Source organism: Nonomuraea sp. ZG12 (assembly GCF_052068115.1).
Classification (GTDB): domain Bacteria; phylum Actinomycetota; class Actinomycetes; order Streptosporangiales; family Streptosporangiaceae; genus Nonomuraea.
The window spans coordinates 356,516-372,138 of sequence record NZ_JBQHCW010000003.1 but is presented as its reverse complement, the minus strand read 5'-3'; the positions used below and the strand labels follow the sequence as shown (position 1 = coordinate 372,138).

Here is a 15,623-nt window from a genome sequence, read left to right as displayed (position 1 = left end):
GAGCACGGAAGGAATCTACAGGTGGTTGGCGGCGATCACGTCGCGGTACCACAGCGCGCTGTCCTTGAGCACCCTGGTCTGGGTCGCGTAGTCCACGTGCACGATGCCGAACCTGCGCCGGTAGCCCTCCGCCCACTCGAAGTTGTCCAGCAGCGACCAGACGAGGTATCCCCGCAGGTCGGCGCCCTGCTCGATGGCCCTGCCCACCTCGCGCAGGTGCCCCTGGAGGAAGGACACGCGGTCCACGTCGTGCACCCGGCCGTCCTCCACGACGTCGTCGAAGGCCGCACCGTTCTCCGTCACCATGAGGCCCACCTGCGGGTAGTCCTGCGAGAGCCGTACCAGCAGCCTGGACAGGCCGTCGGGGACGATCGGCCAGCCCATCGCGGTCGTCGGCGCGTCCGCCGCGGCGAACTCGACGTCCTCCGAGCCCGGCCAGGCCGCGTCGGCGGGCCGGCCGGGACCTGCCTGCACCACGCACGGGTTGTAGTAGTTGATCCCGACCAGGTCGATCGGCGCGTTGATGATCTTGAGGTCGCCGTCCTGGATGTGCCCGGTGCCGCCGTTGCGCGCGGCGGCGGCCAGCACCTCCTCGGGATACCGGCCGTAGAGGGCCGGGTCGAGGAACTGCCTGGTCAGCAGCGCGTGAATGCGGTCGACGGCCGCCGCGTCGGCCTCGCTCGCGACCGCCTGCGGGTCGTTGACCTGGGCCGGGGTCAGCACCGGGGCGGAGTTGACGACCAGCATGATGCTCTGCGCGCCGAGCTCCCGCAGCCGGGACGCGGCCAGGCCGTGGCCCAGCAGCAGGTGGTGGGCCGAGCGCATGGCGTGGGCCGGGTTCTTGCGGCCGGGGGCGTGCACGCCGTTGCCGTAGCCGAGGAAGGCCGCGACCCACGGCTCGTTCAGCGTCGCCCAGTCGCGGACCCGGTCGCCCAGCCGCTCGTGGACGAGCGCGGCGTAGTCGGCGAAGCGGTAGGCGGTGTCGCGGTCCACCCAGCCGCCGCGCTCTTCGAGGGCCTGGGGAAGGTCCCAGTGGTAGAGGGTGACGTACGGCGCGATGCCGGCTTCGAGGAGTTCGTCCACGAGCCGGTCGTAGAACGCGAGCCCGGCCGGGTTGGCGGGGCCGCTCCCGTCCGGTTGGATGCGCGGCCAGGCCACCGAGAACCTGTAGGCCGCCAGCCGCAGCTCGCGCATGAGCCCGACGTCGTCCTGGTAGCGGTGGTAGTGATCGCAGGCGACGTCCCCTGTGTCGCCGTCGGCTACCTTGCCGGGGGTATGGGAGAAGGTGTCCCAGATCGACTGGCCTCGCCCGTCCTCCTTGACCGCCCCCTCGATCTGATAGGAAGCCGTTGCGGCACCCCAGACGAAGTTTTCCGGGAAAATCATCCCTTGACCGCTCCTTGCATGATTCCGCCGATGATTTGCTTGCCGAACAGGGCGAAGACGAGGACGAGCGGCAGTGTGCCGATCGCGGTCCCGGCCAGCCCCAGCACGTAGTCGTTGACGTACCCGCTGGCGAGTGTCGACAGCGCCACCTGGACCGTCGGATTGTCCGGGGTGAGCACGACGAGCGGCCAGAAGTAGTCGTTCCAGGCTGACATGAAGGTCAGCATGCCGAGCACGGCCGCCGCCGGTCGCGCGGCGGGCAGCACGACGTGCCAGAAGAGCCCCCAGGTCGTGCACCCGTCGACCCGCCCCGCCTCCAGCAGCTCGTTCGGCAGCGCCCTGGACAGATACTGCGTCATGAAGAACACGCCGAAGGCGTTGACCAGCGCCGGCACGATCAGCGCGTAGTTGGTGCCGGTCCACTCCAGCTTGATCATGAGCATGTAGAGCGGGATGATGCCGAGCTGGGCGGGCACCATCATGGTCGCGACCGTGATGACGAGCATCGCGTTCTTGCCCCGGAAGCGGAGCTTGGCGAAGGCGAACCCGGCCAGCGTCGAGAAGAACATCACCGCCAGCGAGATCGACCCCGCCACGATGATCGAGTTCAGCAGCGCGAGCCCGAAGGGCACGGTGTCGAAGACGCGGGCCACGTTGGCGAAGAAGTTGCCGCCGGGCAGCAGCGGCGGCGGCACCTCGGCCAGCGCCGAGTTGTGCCGGGAGGCCACGACGACGCTGTAGTAGAGCGGGAAGGCCGAGAAGAAGGCCACCCCGGTCAGCGTCAGATAGCGCAGTCTCACAGGAGTCCGCCCTTCACTCGCCTGCTCAGCAGGAAGTTCACGCCGGCGACCAGCACCACGATGAGGAACATCACCCACGACGCCGCGGAGGCGTAGCCGAAGTCGAACACGGTGAAGGCCTGCTCGTAGACGTACAGCGCCAGCGTCTGGAACTGCCGGTCCGGCCCGCCGCTGACGAGGCCGCCTCCGCCGCCGCTGCTCGTGCCGAACAGCATGGGCTCGGCGATGACCTGCATGGCACCGATGGTGGAGACGATCACCACGAAGATGATCGTCGGCCGGATCATCGGGATGGTGATCCTGCGCAGCTGGGTGGCGCCGCTCGCCCCGTCGAGGGTCGCGGCCTCGTACAGTTCGCGTGGTACGGCCTGCATCGCGGCCAGGAAGATGAGCGCGTTGTAGCCGGTCCACCGCCACATGATCATCACCGAGAGCGCGATGTGCGAGGTCGCGGTGCCCGCCGCCCAGTCGATCTGGCCGACGCCGACCAGCGACAGCATCCAGTTGATCAGGCCGAAGTCCCGGCCGAACAGCTGGCTGAAGATCACCACCACGGCCACCACGCTGGTGACGTTCGGCAGCAGCAGCGAGATCCGGAACAGCGTCTGGAAGCGCAGCCGCCGGTTGAGCAGGTGCGCGAGCCAGATGGACAGCACCAGCTGCGGAACGGTCGACAGCACGCCGATCGACAGCGTGTTGAACGTGGCGTTCCAGAAGTAGCCGTCGGCGAGCAGCGTCTCGTAGTTCTTCAGGCCGATGAACGTCTGCTCCTCGTCCAGCAGCGTCCACTCGTGCAGGCTGACCCAGGCCGTGTAGAAGAGCGGGAAGAGGCCGAACGCGCCGAACAGCAGGAAGAAGGGGGCGACGTAGGCGTACGGCGACACCCTCGTGTCGAGGGTGTGCCGCATGCTCCGCCTACGTGGTCGGGTGACCGCGAGGGGAAGGGTGCTCATTTGATCTTCTTGACGTCCTCGAGCACCTGCGCCCACGCCTCGTCCGGGGTCTGCTTGCCCTGCTCGACCCGGCCCAGGCCGTTGCCGATGGCCGTGCGGACGTCGGCCTCCTTCGGGCCGAGGTGCTGCGGCTTGAGCGCCTTGGCGGCCTCGGAGTAGATCTTGCCGATGGGGGTGTCACCGAAGAACGGCTTGGTGAAGCTCTGGATCGACGGGTCGTCGTAGAGCGCCGGGATCGACGGGAAGATGCCCTCCTCCTTGAAGATCTGGGCTTGGGCGTCCTTGGAGGTGAGGAAGTCGATCAGCTCGGCGGCCTCCTTCGGGTGCTTGCTCTGCTTGGGCACCATCAGGTGGGAGCCGCCGCTGTTGCCCGATCCGCCGGGGACGGTGGCGATGTCCCACTTGCCGGTCGCGTCCTTGGCCTGCTCCTGGATGAAGCCGGTCATCCAGGCCGGGCAGATGATCGTGGCGAACGAGCCCTTGGCGAAGCCGGTGTTCCACGGCGGCGTGAAGGCGGCGAGCTTGGCGGTCAGCCCCTCGGCGGTGATCTGGTTGGACAGGTCCCAGGCCTTCTTGACCTCCGGGTTGGAGTCCACGACGAGGTTGTCCTGCGGGTCGTACAGGCCGGTCGGGGCCTGGTTCACGATCGCGCGGAAGATCTCACCGGGGGAGTCCACGAACTTGGCCCCGGCCACGTCCGCCGCGGCGAACTTCTTGCCCGTGGCGATGTAGTCCTCCCAGGTGGGCCAGAGCGCGGCGACCTTCTCGCGTTCCTCGGGCAGCCCGGCCTTCTTGAACAGGTCCTTGCGGTAGCACATGGCCAGCCCGCCGACGTCGGTGCCGAGCCCGAGCACCTGCCCGCCGTCCTTGCTCAGGCCCTGCTGCCACTTCCAGTCGAGGTAGTCGCTCTGCCGCTTGTCGAGGCCGTACTGCTTGAGGTCGTGGAACTTCTGCGGCTGGGCGGTGAAGGTGCTGATGTAGCCGACCTCGACCGCCTCGATGTCGCCCGCGCCCGCGTTGGTGGCCAGCCGCTTGACGAGGTTGTTGTGGTGATCGTTGAACTGCGTGACGTTCTCGACGATCTCCACGTTGGGGTGGGTCTTCTTGAACTCCTCGTACAGCGGCTTGAAGCCGAGGTCACCGAAGAGCCCGACCTTCAGCTGGATCTTCTCCGTGGGCGCGGCCTCGGGGCCCGAAGCGGTGTCGCTGCCGCCGCAGGCGGCGGTCGCGAGCGCGAGTGCCGACGCGGTGATCATTGGTACGGCGAGGCGCCGGAAACGAGAGGTCATGGAACTCTCCTGCAATCGTGCTCAGGGGGTGTGTGAGAGAGCGCTCTCTCGCCAGATTCGCGGGCATAACCAGGGCCTGTCAACGATTGTGCGATAACGATCGCTGTTATCGAGAGAGCGATCTCTCAGCCGGATCCGGGCATGGCCTGGTGCGGGAACGCTCCCACGGCATCCGCTCTACGAGCTGAGAACCCGCCCGACCATGCGGGCGTACATGCGTCCCGGGCTCGGCGCCTGGGTGAGGAATCCCGGCAGCATCGGCAGCGACACTGCCAGGGGCTCCAGCCGCCGGTAGAGCTCGTTGGCGTCCGACGGCCGGTCGTCCGGCTTCTTCTCCAGCAACTGGGCCAGCAGCGTGTCCAGCTCGCGCGGAAGCCCCGGGATGGCGGGCGGGCGCTGCTTCACCTGCCTCTCGAACACCACGTAGTCCGTGGGCCCGGTGAACAGCTGCCGCCCGGTCAGCATCTCGTGCAGCACGCAACCGAGCGCGTACAGATCGCTGCGGGGCTCGGCGACGCCGTGCTGGATCTGCTCGGGCGCCATGTAGGCGGGAGTCCCCAGGATCTGCCCGATCCTGGTGAACGTCGTCACGTCGGCGTCACGCAGCATGGCCAGGCCGAAGTCCAGCACCTTGACGCTGCCGTCGGGGCAGAGCATGAGGTTGGTCGGCTTGAGGTCGCGGTGGCAGATCGACAGCGCGTGCGCGGCCGACAGCACCGCGCAGGCCTGCGCCGCGATGGCGGCGGCCCAGGACACCGGCAGCGGCCCGTGCTCGCTCACCACGTCGGCCACCGTGACGCCCTCGATGAACTGCATCACCTGGTAGAGCCGCTGATCGTGGGTGCCGAAGTCATACAGTACGGGCGCGCCCGGATGCTCCAGCCTGGCCAGGATGCGCGCCTCACGGATGAACCTGCGCTCCAGCTCCTGGTCGGGGCCGCTGGGCAGCCGGAGCAGCTTGACCGCGACCCTGCGGTCCAGATGACGGTCATGGCCGGCGTACACCGCGCCCATGCCGCCCTGTCCGAGGGGAAGGGCGTCGAGCGCATAGCGGTCCCCGATGACCATAACCCCCCTCCCGCCGTCTTCCGGAAAAACTACACCGTCAGGACTGCGGGTGCAGGTGGCCGTCGGTCAGCCCGTCGAGCCCCAGCCGGATCAGTGTCTGGCCCAGCGCCGACGTCTCCCGCAGCGCGTCCTCCAGCACCGCCAGCCGCCTGAACGCCTCGCCGTACGCGCGCTGCTCCTTGAGCGAGAGCCTCGGCAGGCGCGTACGGCGTACGTCGAACCTGCTGGAGCCGGTGGTCGCGCGGCTGCCCGCGGCCCGCAGGAACCCCGCGAGGAAGTCCGGGTCGAGCCTGCGCGCGTCCACCCGGTAGAGCGTCAGATGCGGGCCGAGCGCGTAACCGCCGTCGGTCATCACCCGCACGCTGGAGTAGGAGGCCACCACATCTCCCGGCTGGACCATGACCAGGCCCTTGAACACGGAGACGCGGCCGGACGCCGGCGTGCCGGTGGCCACGTCGTCGACCGTGAGCACCGGGACGTCGCCGTCGCCGACGGCCATCCTGGGCGGCGCCTGCGCCACCGTCACCAGACCCTCCTTGATCAGGTCGCCGACCGTGGTGACGGGCTGGTCGAGCGGCTGGTCGAGCACCTTGAGGTCGGGCGGCACGGCGGTGGCGGCCAGGAAGCGCTCGCGGGTCTCGGTGAACGCCCGGCCCAGGTCGTCGCGGCGCTGGTGGCGGGCCGGCGTCATGTCGACCTCGTCGGCCAGCAGGTCGATGATCCGTACGGCCTGCCCGGAACCGTCCTCCAGGTAGGCCCGCCAGGCCGGCTCGACGGCCGACTGGTCGGCCGCCGCGTCCAGGATCAGCACGTCGGACGGCGGGCGCTCGCCGGCGGCCGGACGGCGCAGCAGCCACAGGTCGGAGCCCGGCAGCGCCACCACCGCCCGCAGCGCCCCGGCTCGCAGCAGGTTGGCGCGGATGCGGCGGCCCGCCTTACGGCTGGCGGCGGCGGGCGGCATCAGGATCGCCACCAGGCCGCCGGGCCTGACGTGCGTCAGGCAGTGCTGCACCCAGGCCAGCTCGGGCTCACCGCGCGGCGGCAGGCCGTACTCCCAGCGAGGATCGCCGACCAGCTCCTCGTAGCCCCACGCCCGCTCGTTGAACGGCGGGTCACAGACCACGGCGTCGGCCTTCTGCCCGGCGAAGCCGTCATGCCGCATGGCGTCGCCCGTCACGATCGCGGCCTCGACACCGCGCAGCCGCAGCCGTGCCGCGGCGATCCCCGCCGACGCCTCGCTGAGCTCCTGCCCGAGCACCCGCGCCGACCCGGCCGCGAGCAGCAGCGTCCCCACCCCGCAGGCGGGGTCGAGAATCACCCGGGCTCCTGGGCCGGCGTGGCCGGGGGCCGGGGGAGGGCTGTTGGCGGGGGCGATCTCCGCCGGTGCACGCCCCGGCGGACTGCTCGCCTGCCCGACACCGTCTTCCCCGCTGAGGCCGGGGGTCGGGCCGCTTGCCTGTGTGATGTTCTCGTCCCCGGGGCCCGTGGCCGAGGTGCTCGCCTGTCCTGCGCGATCTGTGACCGGGGTGCTCGCCTGCCCGGTGAGGCCCGTGACCGGGGGGTTCGCCTGGCCGCTGTTGGCGGGCCGGTCGGTGGTCGGGGGAGGGCTGCTTTCGGCGCCGACCAGGCGGAGCATCAGCTCGGCGATGTCGTCGCGGGTGACGGAGAGCTGCCTGGAGTGGGCTTCGAGGTAGCGCTCGACGAGGAACTCGTACGCGGTCAGCGCGCCGTGCCGGTCGGCCAGCTCCGACACGAGCGCCGCGAGCTCGGGCTCCAGGTCGCTCGCGCCGGTGGTCAGGAGCGCCCCCGCCTGAGCGACCGCCTCGCCGAGGCGCAAATCGCCTGCGGCTTTCAGGCGCTGCCAGGCCCGATCCGCCAGGGATACCTGGTAGGACTTCCCATAGCGTCTCAGCCACGCCTCGACTTGCGGCAGTGAGAAGAGCGGCTGGTTGGCGGTACCGCCGACAGGCGGCGGGAAGTCGTCGTGGCGGCGGCGCCAGTTGCTCACCGCCGCACGCCCGACACCGGCGAGCCGGGCGATGTCCCCGGCGTTCAGGGTCGGGTCGTGGCTCATGAAGGCCACAGTAGTTCAACCGAGTCTTCAGCGCATCTGCTTGTGAAGTCTTTCAACCAGTGATTTACTGCAGGGTATGAAGCAGAACATCCGCTATGCCGCCGGATCAGACGTGGGCCGCCGCAGGGAGCAGAACGAGGATTCTGGCTACGCGTCCGGCCGGTTGCTCGTGGTGGCTGACGGGATGGGCGGGCATGCGGCCGGTGAGCTGGCGAGCTCGGCGGCCATCGCGGTGATGCGCGAGCTGGACGCCACGCTTCCCGAGACGGGCACCGATCTTGAGAGCGCGCTCGAAGGCGCCGTGCACGAGGCCGCGCGCAGGCTGGTCGAGCTGGCGGAGATCGACCCCGCGCGCAGGGGGATGGGGACCACGGTGACCGCCATGCTCTGGGACGGTTACCGGTTCGCCCTTGCTCATCTCGGCGACTCCCGCGGATATCTGCTTCGTGATGGTGCGCTCTATCAGATGACCAAGGATCACACACTCGTGCAGTCGATGGTGGACGAAGGCCGCATCACCGAGGACCAGGCCGCCGTGCACCCGCGCCGCTCGATGGTGCTGCGGGTGCTGGGCAGCGAGGGCAGGGCGGAGCCTGACATGGCGCTGCGCGAGGCCGAGCCGGATGATCGCTACCTCCTCTGCTCCGACGGGCTCACCACCGTGCTCGGGCCCGAGGTCCTGCACGAGGTGCTGACCACGGTGGCAGACCCGGCCCTGGCCGTCCAGAGGCTCATCGACCTGGCCAACGAGGGCGGCTCGCCGGACAACGTGACGGTGATCGTCGCCGACGTGGTCACGCCGGGCGCGGGCGACACGAACATCTTCCGAGTGGGCGCCGGCTGCTGAGTTCACCACCGCCTCACCAGTATCAACAGCCACAAGACCGATATTTCGGCTCATAGCTTGACACTTTCCGAGTGTCCCGCGCACGTTTGCGATGCCGCTATTACAGTCCATCGTGATCTGCCACATTCTGGGGGGAGTCAAGCTGGACCCGATCGCTGAAGAGTTATTGAAAACGGTCCGCAAGGAACTCGGCTACCGGGAGAAGAAGGGCGAACATACCAAGTTCGGCCACTGGTACGCGGACCGCCTCCAGGACCCGCAGTATCGGGACGCGCCCTGGTGTGACATGTTCATCGCCTGGGCCGCCGACAAGGCCGGCGTCAGCGACTACGTCGGCCAGTTCGCCTGGACCCCCTCGCACGCGGTCTGGTTCATCAAGAAGGACGCCTGGACGCAGCGGCCGGAGCCCGGAGCACTGGTCTTCTTCGACTGGAAGGGCGGCAAGAGCTACAAGGGCGTCGACCACGTGGGGATCGTGGAGCGGGTGGAGGGCAAGAAGATCCACACCATCGAGGCCAACGTGGACCGCGTCTGGCTCAAGCGCAAGGTCCGCGAGACGGACAAGGTCGTCGGGTACGGCCTGCCGCGCGTGGTCAAGGCCAACGCCTCCCCGGACGAGATCCGTGCCACCGACCAGCCGTTCCCGTCAGGCGAGCGCTCCGACGCGCGGGAGGGCTCACCTCTCGACGTCCTGGGGTCGCCGCTGGCCCTGCTGGTGCTCATGGTGGCCACCACCGTCTTGGTCTCGCTCCGGCTGGCGGGTCGTCGCCGTGGTCACCACCGCCGCTTCCGTTGGCCCTGGAACGCGCCATCGTCCACGCCGTCGTCGTCCACCCCGCCGTCGCGCAGGGCCGCTGAGCCGCTCCCACCGGAGATCCCGCGCATCAGGACCCGCGCCGCCCGCCCCGAGACCGGCGCGTCGAGGACCACCCCCACGGTTACCGAGCCGCGTCCCGGCCCGGTGGCCACCAAGACCCGTCCCCCGGCGGGCCGTACCCCCACGAGACGCAGACCGTACGAACCGAGGGAATGAGCGGTCCGCGTGGTCAGGATTCCAGGTTGATGACCACCTTGACGTGGTCGCCGGGTTCGAAGGCCGCTGGGGCCTGGTCGAGCGGCAGGCGGCGGGTGATGAGCCTGGACAGCCAGTCGTGGTCCGCCTTCGTCAGCGCGGCGGCGGCGGCGCGGTAGTGGCGCAGGTTGGCGTTGACGCTGCCGAAGACCACGTCGTTCTCCAGGACGATGTCCCGGTTGATCTGGCCCGCGTCCATCCGGATGAGCCGTCCGCCGCTGGAGACGCCGGTGAGGCAGACGATGCCGGCGGCCGCGTTGTTCAGCATGGCCTCCACGACGAGCTGCGCCGCCCCGGTGGCCTCGACGATGATGTCCGGTTTGAAACCGACGGACTCGATGCCGTCACCCGCGTGGTAGGTGCCGCCCAGGTCGGCCACCAGGGCGGGTTTGATTCCGTCGGTGGCGCGGTCGAGGACGTGCACGTCGAGTCCGCGCTGCTTGGCGAGCAGGGCGGCCAGCAGCCCGATCGGCCCTGCCCCGGTGACGAGCACGTTCTGCGGCCCGAACCAGGCGCGCGCGCCGATGGCCTCGATGTGCTCCCAGGCCTTGGCCACCACGGAGGCGGGCTCGACGAGGACGCCGAGCTCGCCCAGGGCGGGATCGATCTTGATCGCGTACCCGGCCTCCACGACCCACCGCTCGCTGCCGTAGCCGTCCAGCTCCTTGATGCCGCGCTCGGTGTACCCGCCGTTGCGGCACATGTCGAACTCGCCCCTGGCGCAGGCGGGGCACGGCTCGGGGTCGGGCCGGCGGACCACGCCCACCACGAGGTCGCCGGGGGAGTAGGCGGAGCCCTCCGGCGCCCGCAGCACCCGCCCGAGTGACTCGTGGCCGAGGATCATGGGCTCTGCTCGCGGCCAGCCGTACTCCCCCGAGTTCAGCTCCCTGTCGGTCCCGCAGATGCCCAGGGCCAGACCCTGGACGAGCAGCTGGCCCGCCTTCGGCTCCGGCTCCGGAACCTCTGTCACCCCCAGCGTGCCCTGCTTGCCGGGAATCAGCGTGATCGCACGCATGGCCTCACCTCCGAGGGCACTACTACCCATCCAGAGGCCCTGGGAAATAGTAGGACGTCCTAGTATCTTCGGTTGTAAGCCCACAAAGGAGTGATCAGGCGTGCACGTTCCCGTCCACCCGGTCCGTTTCGTCACGGCGGCAGCGCTGTTCGACGGCCACGACGCGGCGATCAACATCATGCGGCGGATCCTGCAGACCCAGGGCGCCGAGGTGATCCACCTCGGGCACAACCGGTCGGTGGACGACATCGTCACCGCCGCCATCCAGGAGGACGTCCAAGGCGTGGCGATCAGCTCCTACCAGGGCGGGCATGTGGAGTTCTTCTCCTACCTGGTGGATCTGCTGCGCGAGCGCGGCGCCGGCCATGTCAAGGTGTACGGCGGTGGAGGCGGCGTCATCGTGCGCGAGGAGATCGACCTCCTGCATTCCCGGGGCGTGACCCGGATCTTCTCGCCCGAGGACGGCCAGCGTCTCGGCCTGCCCGGGATGATCAACAAGCTGATCGAGGAGTGCGACGTCGAGCCGGCGGGCGCGCCCACGGTGGAGGCGGTGGTCTCGGGCGACCAGACGGCCCTGGCCCGCGCGATCACCCTCCTTGAGTCGGGGCGGGCCCCCGCCGAGCTGGTCGACGGGCTGCGGGCGGCGGGCCGGTCCGCGCCGGTGCTGGGCATCACGGGCACCGGCGGCTCCGGCAAGTCCTCGCTCACCGACGAGCTGGTGCGCCGGTTGCGCGTGGACAACGACGACAAGCTGCGCATCGCCATCATCGCGATCGACCCCACCCGCAGGCGCGGCGGCGGCGCGCTGCTGGGCGACCGGATCAGGATGAACAGCCTGAGTCCCCAGACCTACTTCCGCTCCCTGGCCACCCGGGGCGCCGCCAGCGAGGTGCCCGCCTGCCTGGACGACGTCATCACCGCCTGCCGCGCCGCCGGGCACGACCTGGTCGTGGTGGAGACGCCCGGCATCGGGCAGGGCGACGCCGGCATCGTGCCGCACGTGGACGTGCCCATCTACGTGATGACGCCCGAGTTCGGCGCGGCCTCCCAGCTGGAGAAGATCGACATGCTGGACTTCGCCGAGGCGGTCGTGATCAACAAGTACGAGCGGCGTGGCGCCGAGGACGCCCTGCGTGACGTGCGCCGCCAGCTCGTGCGCAACCGCGAGGCGTTCGGCGTCCCGCCGGAGGAGATGCCGGTCTTCGGCACGATCGCGGCCCGCTACAACGACGGCGGCGTCACCGCGCTCTACCACCACCTCAAGGACCTGCTTGTGGACAAGGGCATGCCGGCCGGGCCGGGATTGCTGGCGGCGGTGGCTGGGCGTACCTCTCAGGCGTCGGCCGCGATCGTGCCGCCGGCGCGGGTGCGCTATCTGGCGGAGATCGCCGAGACGGTGCGCGGCTACCACGCCGAGACGCGGGCTCAGGCGGAGATCGCCCGCCGCCGCCAGCAGCTCACCGACGTGCGCGCACTGCTGGCGAGTGACAGCGCCAGTGCCAGTGCCAGTGCCAGCGCTAGTGCCGGTGACGGCGCGGCGGACGCCCGGCTGGCCGGGCTGAGCGAGCGGGCCGAACGGGAGCTGAGCGAGGAGAGCAGGGCCCTGCTGGACTCCTGGCCCGCGACGAGGGAGCAGTACACCGCCGACGAGCTGGTCGTGAAGGTGCGCGATCGGGAGATCCACACGCCGCTGTGGCGCGAGACGCTCTCCGGCAACCGCATCCCCCGGGTGGCCCTGCCCCGCTACACCGACCACGGGGAGCTGCTCAGGTTCCTGCGGGCGGAGAACCTGCCGGGCAGGTTCCCGTTCACCGCCGGGGTGTTCCCGTTCAAGCGGGACGACGAGGACCCGACCAGGATGTTCGCCGGCGAGGGCGATCCGTTCCGCACCAACAGGCGCTTCAAGCTGCTGTCGGAGGGACAGCCCGCGACCCGGCTGTCCACCGCCTTCGACTCGGTGACGCTGTACGGGAACGACCCCGACCTGCGCCCCGATATTTACGGAAAAGTCGGAACTTCGGGGGTGTCGATCGCGACGCTCGACGACATGAAGGCGCTCTACGACGGCTTCGACCTGGCCGCGCCCAGCACGTCGGTGTCCATGACGATCAACGGCCCGGCCCCCACCATCCTCGCCTTCTTCCTCAACGCCGCCATCGACCAGGCGATGGACCGCTTCCAGGCCGAGCACGGGCGGGCCCCGTACGAAGAAGAGGCCCGTGACCTGCGGGCCAGGACGCTCGCCACCGTCAGGGGCACCGTGCAGGCGGACATCCTCAAGGAGGACCAGGGTCAGAACACCTGCATCTTCTCCACCGAGTTCTCGCTCAGGATGATGGCCGACATCCAGGAGTGGTTCATCGACAACAGCGTGCGCAACTTCTACTCTGTGTCGATCTCCGGCTACCACATCGCCGAAGCCGGCGCCAATCCCATCAGCCAGCTCGCCTTCACCCTGGCCAACGGCCTGACCTACGTGGAGGCGTACCTGGCGCGCGGCATGAACGTCGACGACTTCGCGCCCAACCTGTCGTTCTTCTTCTCCAACGGCATGGATCCCGAGTACAGCGTGCTCGGCCGGGTCGCCCGCCGCATCTGGGCCGTCACCATGCGGGAGAGGTACGGCGCGGCCGAGCGGTCGCAGAAGCTCAAGTACCACGTCCAGACCTCGGGCCGCTCCCTGCACGCCCAGGAGATGAACTTCAACGACATCCGCACCACGTTGCAGGCCCTGATCGCCATCTACGACAACTGCAACAGCCTGCACACCAACGCCTTCGACGAGGCGGTCACCACCCCGTCCGCCGACTCGGTGCGCCGGGCCATGGCGATCCAGCTCATCATCAACCGCGAGTGGGGCCTGGCCCGCAACGAGAACCCGCTGCAGGGCTCGTTCATCATCGACGAGCTCACCGACCTGGTCGAGGAGGCGGTGCTGCGCGAGTTCGAGCGGCTGTCGGACCGGGGCGGCGTGCTGGGCGCGATGGAGACCGGCTACCAGCGCGGCCGCATCCAGGACGAGTCCATGCTGTACGAGACCCGCAAGCACGACGGTTCGCTGCCCATCGTCGGCGTGAACACCTTCCGCGCCCCGGACGGCGACGACCAGCAGGGGTCGCGGCACCTGGAGCTGGCCAGGGGGACCGATGAGGAGAAGCGCTCCCAGCTGGACCGGCTGCACGCCTTCCACGAGCGCCACCGCGACGAGGCGCCCGCCGCGCTGGCCCGGCTGCGCGAGACGGCCATGTCCGAGGGCAACGCCTTCGAGGTGCTGATGGAGGCGGCCCGGGTGTGCTCGCTGGGGCAGATCACCGAGGCGCTGTTCGAGGCGGGAGGCCAGTACCGGCGCAACGTCTGACGCCCCCCGGAGGAGCGGTCAGGTGAGGTGGGACCTGAACTCGCCGGCCAGCTTGAGCAGGTGCTGGTCGTCGGTGGCGGTGAGCTGGAGGTCCAGGAAGACCTCGTGGACCCCGGCCGCCGCCGCCTCGTTCAGGTAGCTGGCGATCTGCGCGACGGTGCCGCTCACGGGCGGCGTCCCCTGGCCCTTCCCAGTGATCTTCGGGTTGGCCCGCATCACCATGCGCAGCGCCTCCGGGTCGCGGCCGGCCGACTCGGCGCTGCGCCGTACGGAGTCCCACATCGGGACGAGCATGGACAGCGGCATGGCGGCGGTGAGCCAGCCGTCGGCCCGGCGTCCGATGCGCTGGAGCGCGCCGGGTGAGAAGCCGGCGAGGTAGAGCGGCGGGCGGCCGACGGGCTTGGGCTGGATGCGGCTGGGGGCCACGGTCCACAACTCGTTGGAGTAGGCCACCGGGTCGCTGTGCCAGATGGCCTCCAGCGCGTCCAGCGTGGCCTCGTACCGAGCGGCCCTGGACTGCCACGGCACGCCGACGGCCGCGTACTCGTCGGAGGACCAGCCCAGGCCGAGGCCGACGTCGAGCCGGCCGTCGCTGAGCCGGTCGATGGTGGTGAGCGAGCGGGCCAGCAGCGGGGGAGGGTACCAGCAGGCGTTCAGCGCGCTGGAGCCCAGCCGGACCCGGGAGGTGACGGAGGCGGCGACCGACAGCACCGCGAACGGGTCCAGGAAGACGCCGTGCTCCTCCGGGATCGCGCCGTCGCCGCCCGGATAGCGGTCCTTCGGCTCCAGCGGTGTCATCAGCCGGTCGCCCACCCACAGGGAGTCGAGGCCCATGGCCTCGGCCTCCTGCGCGACCAGGCGCAGGCTGCTGGGGGAGGCGAACCTGCCGTACTGCGGCACCGCCAGGCCGATCCGCACGCGTCAGCTCCTTCTGGCCACGCCGCACAGGACGAGCGACGATTCCGGCCGGTCGATGAAGTCGATCCTGTCAGCCTCGTCGGGCCGCCATTCCGGCAGCCAGACCACCCCGGGGTCCAGCAGCTCGAAGCCCTCGAACAGGGCCTCGATCCGCTTGCGGTCGCGCAGGAAGAGCCGCGAGGTGGCGTTCCGGTAGACCTCGGTGCCCTTGCTGACGGCCTCGGCGCGGGCGTCGCTGGTGCCGTGGGACATCACCAGATAGCTGCCCGGTGCCATGACCTCGCGCAAGGTACGGATGATCTGCTCGGGGTCGTCGGCCTCGTCGATGAAGTGCATGACGGCGACCAGCAGGATCCCGACCGGCTTGGTGAAGTCGATGATCTCGGTGACATCCGGATTTCTCAGGATTTCCTGAGGCTTTCTGAGGTCGCCTTCCACCGCTCTGGTGTCGTAGGCCGATTCGAGCAGCGCCCTGGCGTGGACCAGGACCACCGGGTCCACGTCCACGTAGACGACCTTGCTGGTTCCCAGGACCTCGTTGGCGACCTCGTGCACGGCACCCTGCGTGGGCAGCCCGGTGCCGATGTCCAGGAACTGATGGATCCCGGCGCCCGCCAGGAACCGCACGGCTCGTCCCAGGAACGCCCGGTTGGCGCGTGCGGCGGCTCGCAGCTCGGGGGCCACTTCAAGGATCTTCTCGGCGGCTTCGCGATCGGCCGGGAAGTGGTCCTTGCCCCCGAGGTAGTAGTCGTACAGGCGGGCGACGTTGGGCGTGTTCGGATCAAAGCCCAGCGAGTCTCGCTCCAAACCGACGATCCCCCGATTCGGTCAATATGGTGTTTT

The 15,623-nt window shown here is 69.6% G+C and carries 12 protein-coding genes; 3 read left to right on the top strand and 9 right to left on the bottom strand.

The window, feature by feature from the left end:
• Window positions 1–15: 15 nt before the first annotated feature.
• The 6 genes from ACTMTF_RS13600 to ACTMTF_RS13575 form a co-directional block, all read right to left on the bottom strand.
• The gene (locus ACTMTF_RS13600; protein ID WP_441110908.1) at window positions 16–1,386 is read right to left on the bottom strand and encodes a GH1 family beta-glucosidase; all 1,371 of its coding nucleotides are present in this window, start codon (window positions 1,384–1,386) and stop codon (window positions 16–18) included.
• On the bottom strand, window positions 1,383–2,186 hold the full coding sequence (locus ACTMTF_RS13595) for a carbohydrate ABC transporter permease (protein ID WP_441110907.1): 804 nt from the start codon (window positions 2,184–2,186) through the stop codon (window positions 1,383–1,385). Before ACTMTF_RS13595 ends, ACTMTF_RS13600 begins: the two co-directional genes overlap by 4 nt.
• Window positions 2,183–3,139, bottom strand: a complete 957-nt coding sequence (locus ACTMTF_RS13590) for a carbohydrate ABC transporter permease (RefSeq protein ID WP_327109352.1) — start codon at window positions 3,137–3,139, stop codon at window positions 2,183–2,185. The genes ACTMTF_RS13595 and ACTMTF_RS13590 overlap by 4 nt, the downstream gene beginning before the upstream one ends.
• Complete coding sequence (locus tag ACTMTF_RS13585) at window positions 3,136–4,428, bottom strand: ABC transporter substrate-binding protein (protein WP_441110906.1); 1,293 nt, start codon at window positions 4,426–4,428, stop codon at window positions 3,136–3,138. The genes ACTMTF_RS13590 and ACTMTF_RS13585 overlap by 4 nt, the downstream gene beginning before the upstream one ends.
• Window positions 4,429–4,605: 177 nt before the next feature.
• On the bottom strand, window positions 4,606–5,496 hold the full coding sequence (locus ACTMTF_RS13580; RefSeq protein ID WP_397010432.1) for a serine/threonine-protein kinase: 891 nt from the start codon (window positions 5,494–5,496) through the stop codon (window positions 4,606–4,608).
• A 37-nt stretch (window positions 5,497–5,533) separates the two neighbouring features.
• Entirely contained in the window at window positions 5,534–7,570 is a 2,037-nt protein-coding gene (locus ACTMTF_RS13575) for an N-6 DNA methylase (RefSeq protein WP_441110905.1), read from the bottom strand.
• A gap of 76 nt (window positions 7,571–7,646) precedes the next feature.
• Between ACTMTF_RS13575 and ACTMTF_RS13570 the strand changes: the two genes are divergently transcribed.
• On the top strand, window positions 7,647–8,417 hold the full coding sequence (locus tag ACTMTF_RS13570; RefSeq protein WP_441110904.1) for a PP2C family protein-serine/threonine phosphatase: 771 nt from the start codon (window positions 7,647–7,649) through the stop codon (window positions 8,415–8,417).
• 112 nt (window positions 8,418–8,529) lie between these two features.
• The gene (locus ACTMTF_RS13565; protein WP_441110903.1) at window positions 8,530–9,450 is read left to right on the top strand and encodes a CHAP domain-containing protein; all 921 of its coding nucleotides are present in this window, start codon (window positions 8,530–8,532) and stop codon (window positions 9,448–9,450) included.
• Between the two features lie 13 nt (window positions 9,451–9,463).
• Here the strand turns inward: ACTMTF_RS13565 and ACTMTF_RS13560 are convergent, their stop codons facing one another.
• Window positions 9,464–10,504 carry a glucose 1-dehydrogenase gene (locus tag ACTMTF_RS13560; protein WP_441110902.1) on the bottom strand — a complete coding sequence of 347 codons (1,041 nt, stop codon included), beginning with the start codon at window positions 10,502–10,504 and terminating at the stop codon, window positions 9,464–9,466.
• A 100-nt stretch (window positions 10,505–10,604) separates the two neighbouring features.
• On the opposite strand from ACTMTF_RS13560, the gene icmF reads away from it, so the two are divergent.
• Entirely contained in the window at window positions 10,605–13,862 is a 3,258-nt protein-coding gene (gene icmF / locus ACTMTF_RS13555; protein WP_441110901.1) for a fused isobutyryl-CoA mutase/GTPase IcmF, read from the top strand.
• Window positions 13,863–13,880: 18 nt separating this feature from the next.
• On the opposite strand, the gene ACTMTF_RS13550 is transcribed toward icmF, so the two are convergent.
• Together ACTMTF_RS13550 and ACTMTF_RS13545 are read right to left on the bottom strand one after the other, a co-directional pair.
• Window positions 13,881–14,780, bottom strand: coding sequence for a TIGR03619 family F420-dependent LLM class oxidoreductase (locus ACTMTF_RS13550; RefSeq protein WP_441110900.1), 900 nt, complete (start codon window positions 14,778–14,780; stop codon window positions 13,881–13,883).
• A 3-nt stretch (window positions 14,781–14,783) separates the two neighbouring features.
• On the bottom strand, window positions 14,784–15,587 hold the full coding sequence (locus tag ACTMTF_RS13545) for an SAM-dependent methyltransferase (RefSeq protein WP_441110899.1): 804 nt from the start codon (window positions 15,585–15,587) through the stop codon (window positions 14,784–14,786).
• Window positions 15,588–15,623 lie beyond the last annotated feature (36 nt).

Bases quoted from the DNA above. Each gene is read 5' to 3' on its own strand.
- ACTMTF_RS13600 (WP_441110908.1), bottom strand. From the start codon at position 1,386: ATGATTTTCCCGGAAAACTTCGTCTGGGGTGCCGCAACGGCTTCCTAT.
- ACTMTF_RS13590 (WP_327109352.1), bottom strand. From the start codon at position 3,139: ATGAGCACCCTTCCCCTCGCGGTCACCCGACCACGTAGGCGGAGCATG.
- ACTMTF_RS13585 (WP_441110906.1), bottom strand. From the start codon at position 4,428: ATGACCTCTCGTTTCCGGCGCCTCGCCGTACCAATGATCACCGCGTCG.
- ACTMTF_RS13580 (WP_397010432.1), bottom strand. From the start codon at position 5,496: ATGGTCATCGGGGACCGCTATGCGCTCGACGCCCTTCCCCTCGGACAG.
- ACTMTF_RS13575 (WP_441110905.1), bottom strand. From the start codon at position 7,570: ATGAGCCACGACCCGACCCTGAACGCCGGGGACATCGCCCGGCTCGCC.
- ACTMTF_RS13570 (WP_441110904.1), top strand. From the start codon at position 7,647: ATGAAGCAGAACATCCGCTATGCCGCCGGATCAGACGTGGGCCGCCGC.
- ACTMTF_RS13560 (WP_441110902.1), bottom strand. From the start codon at position 10,504: ATGCGTGCGATCACGCTGATTCCCGGCAAGCAGGGCACGCTGGGGGTG.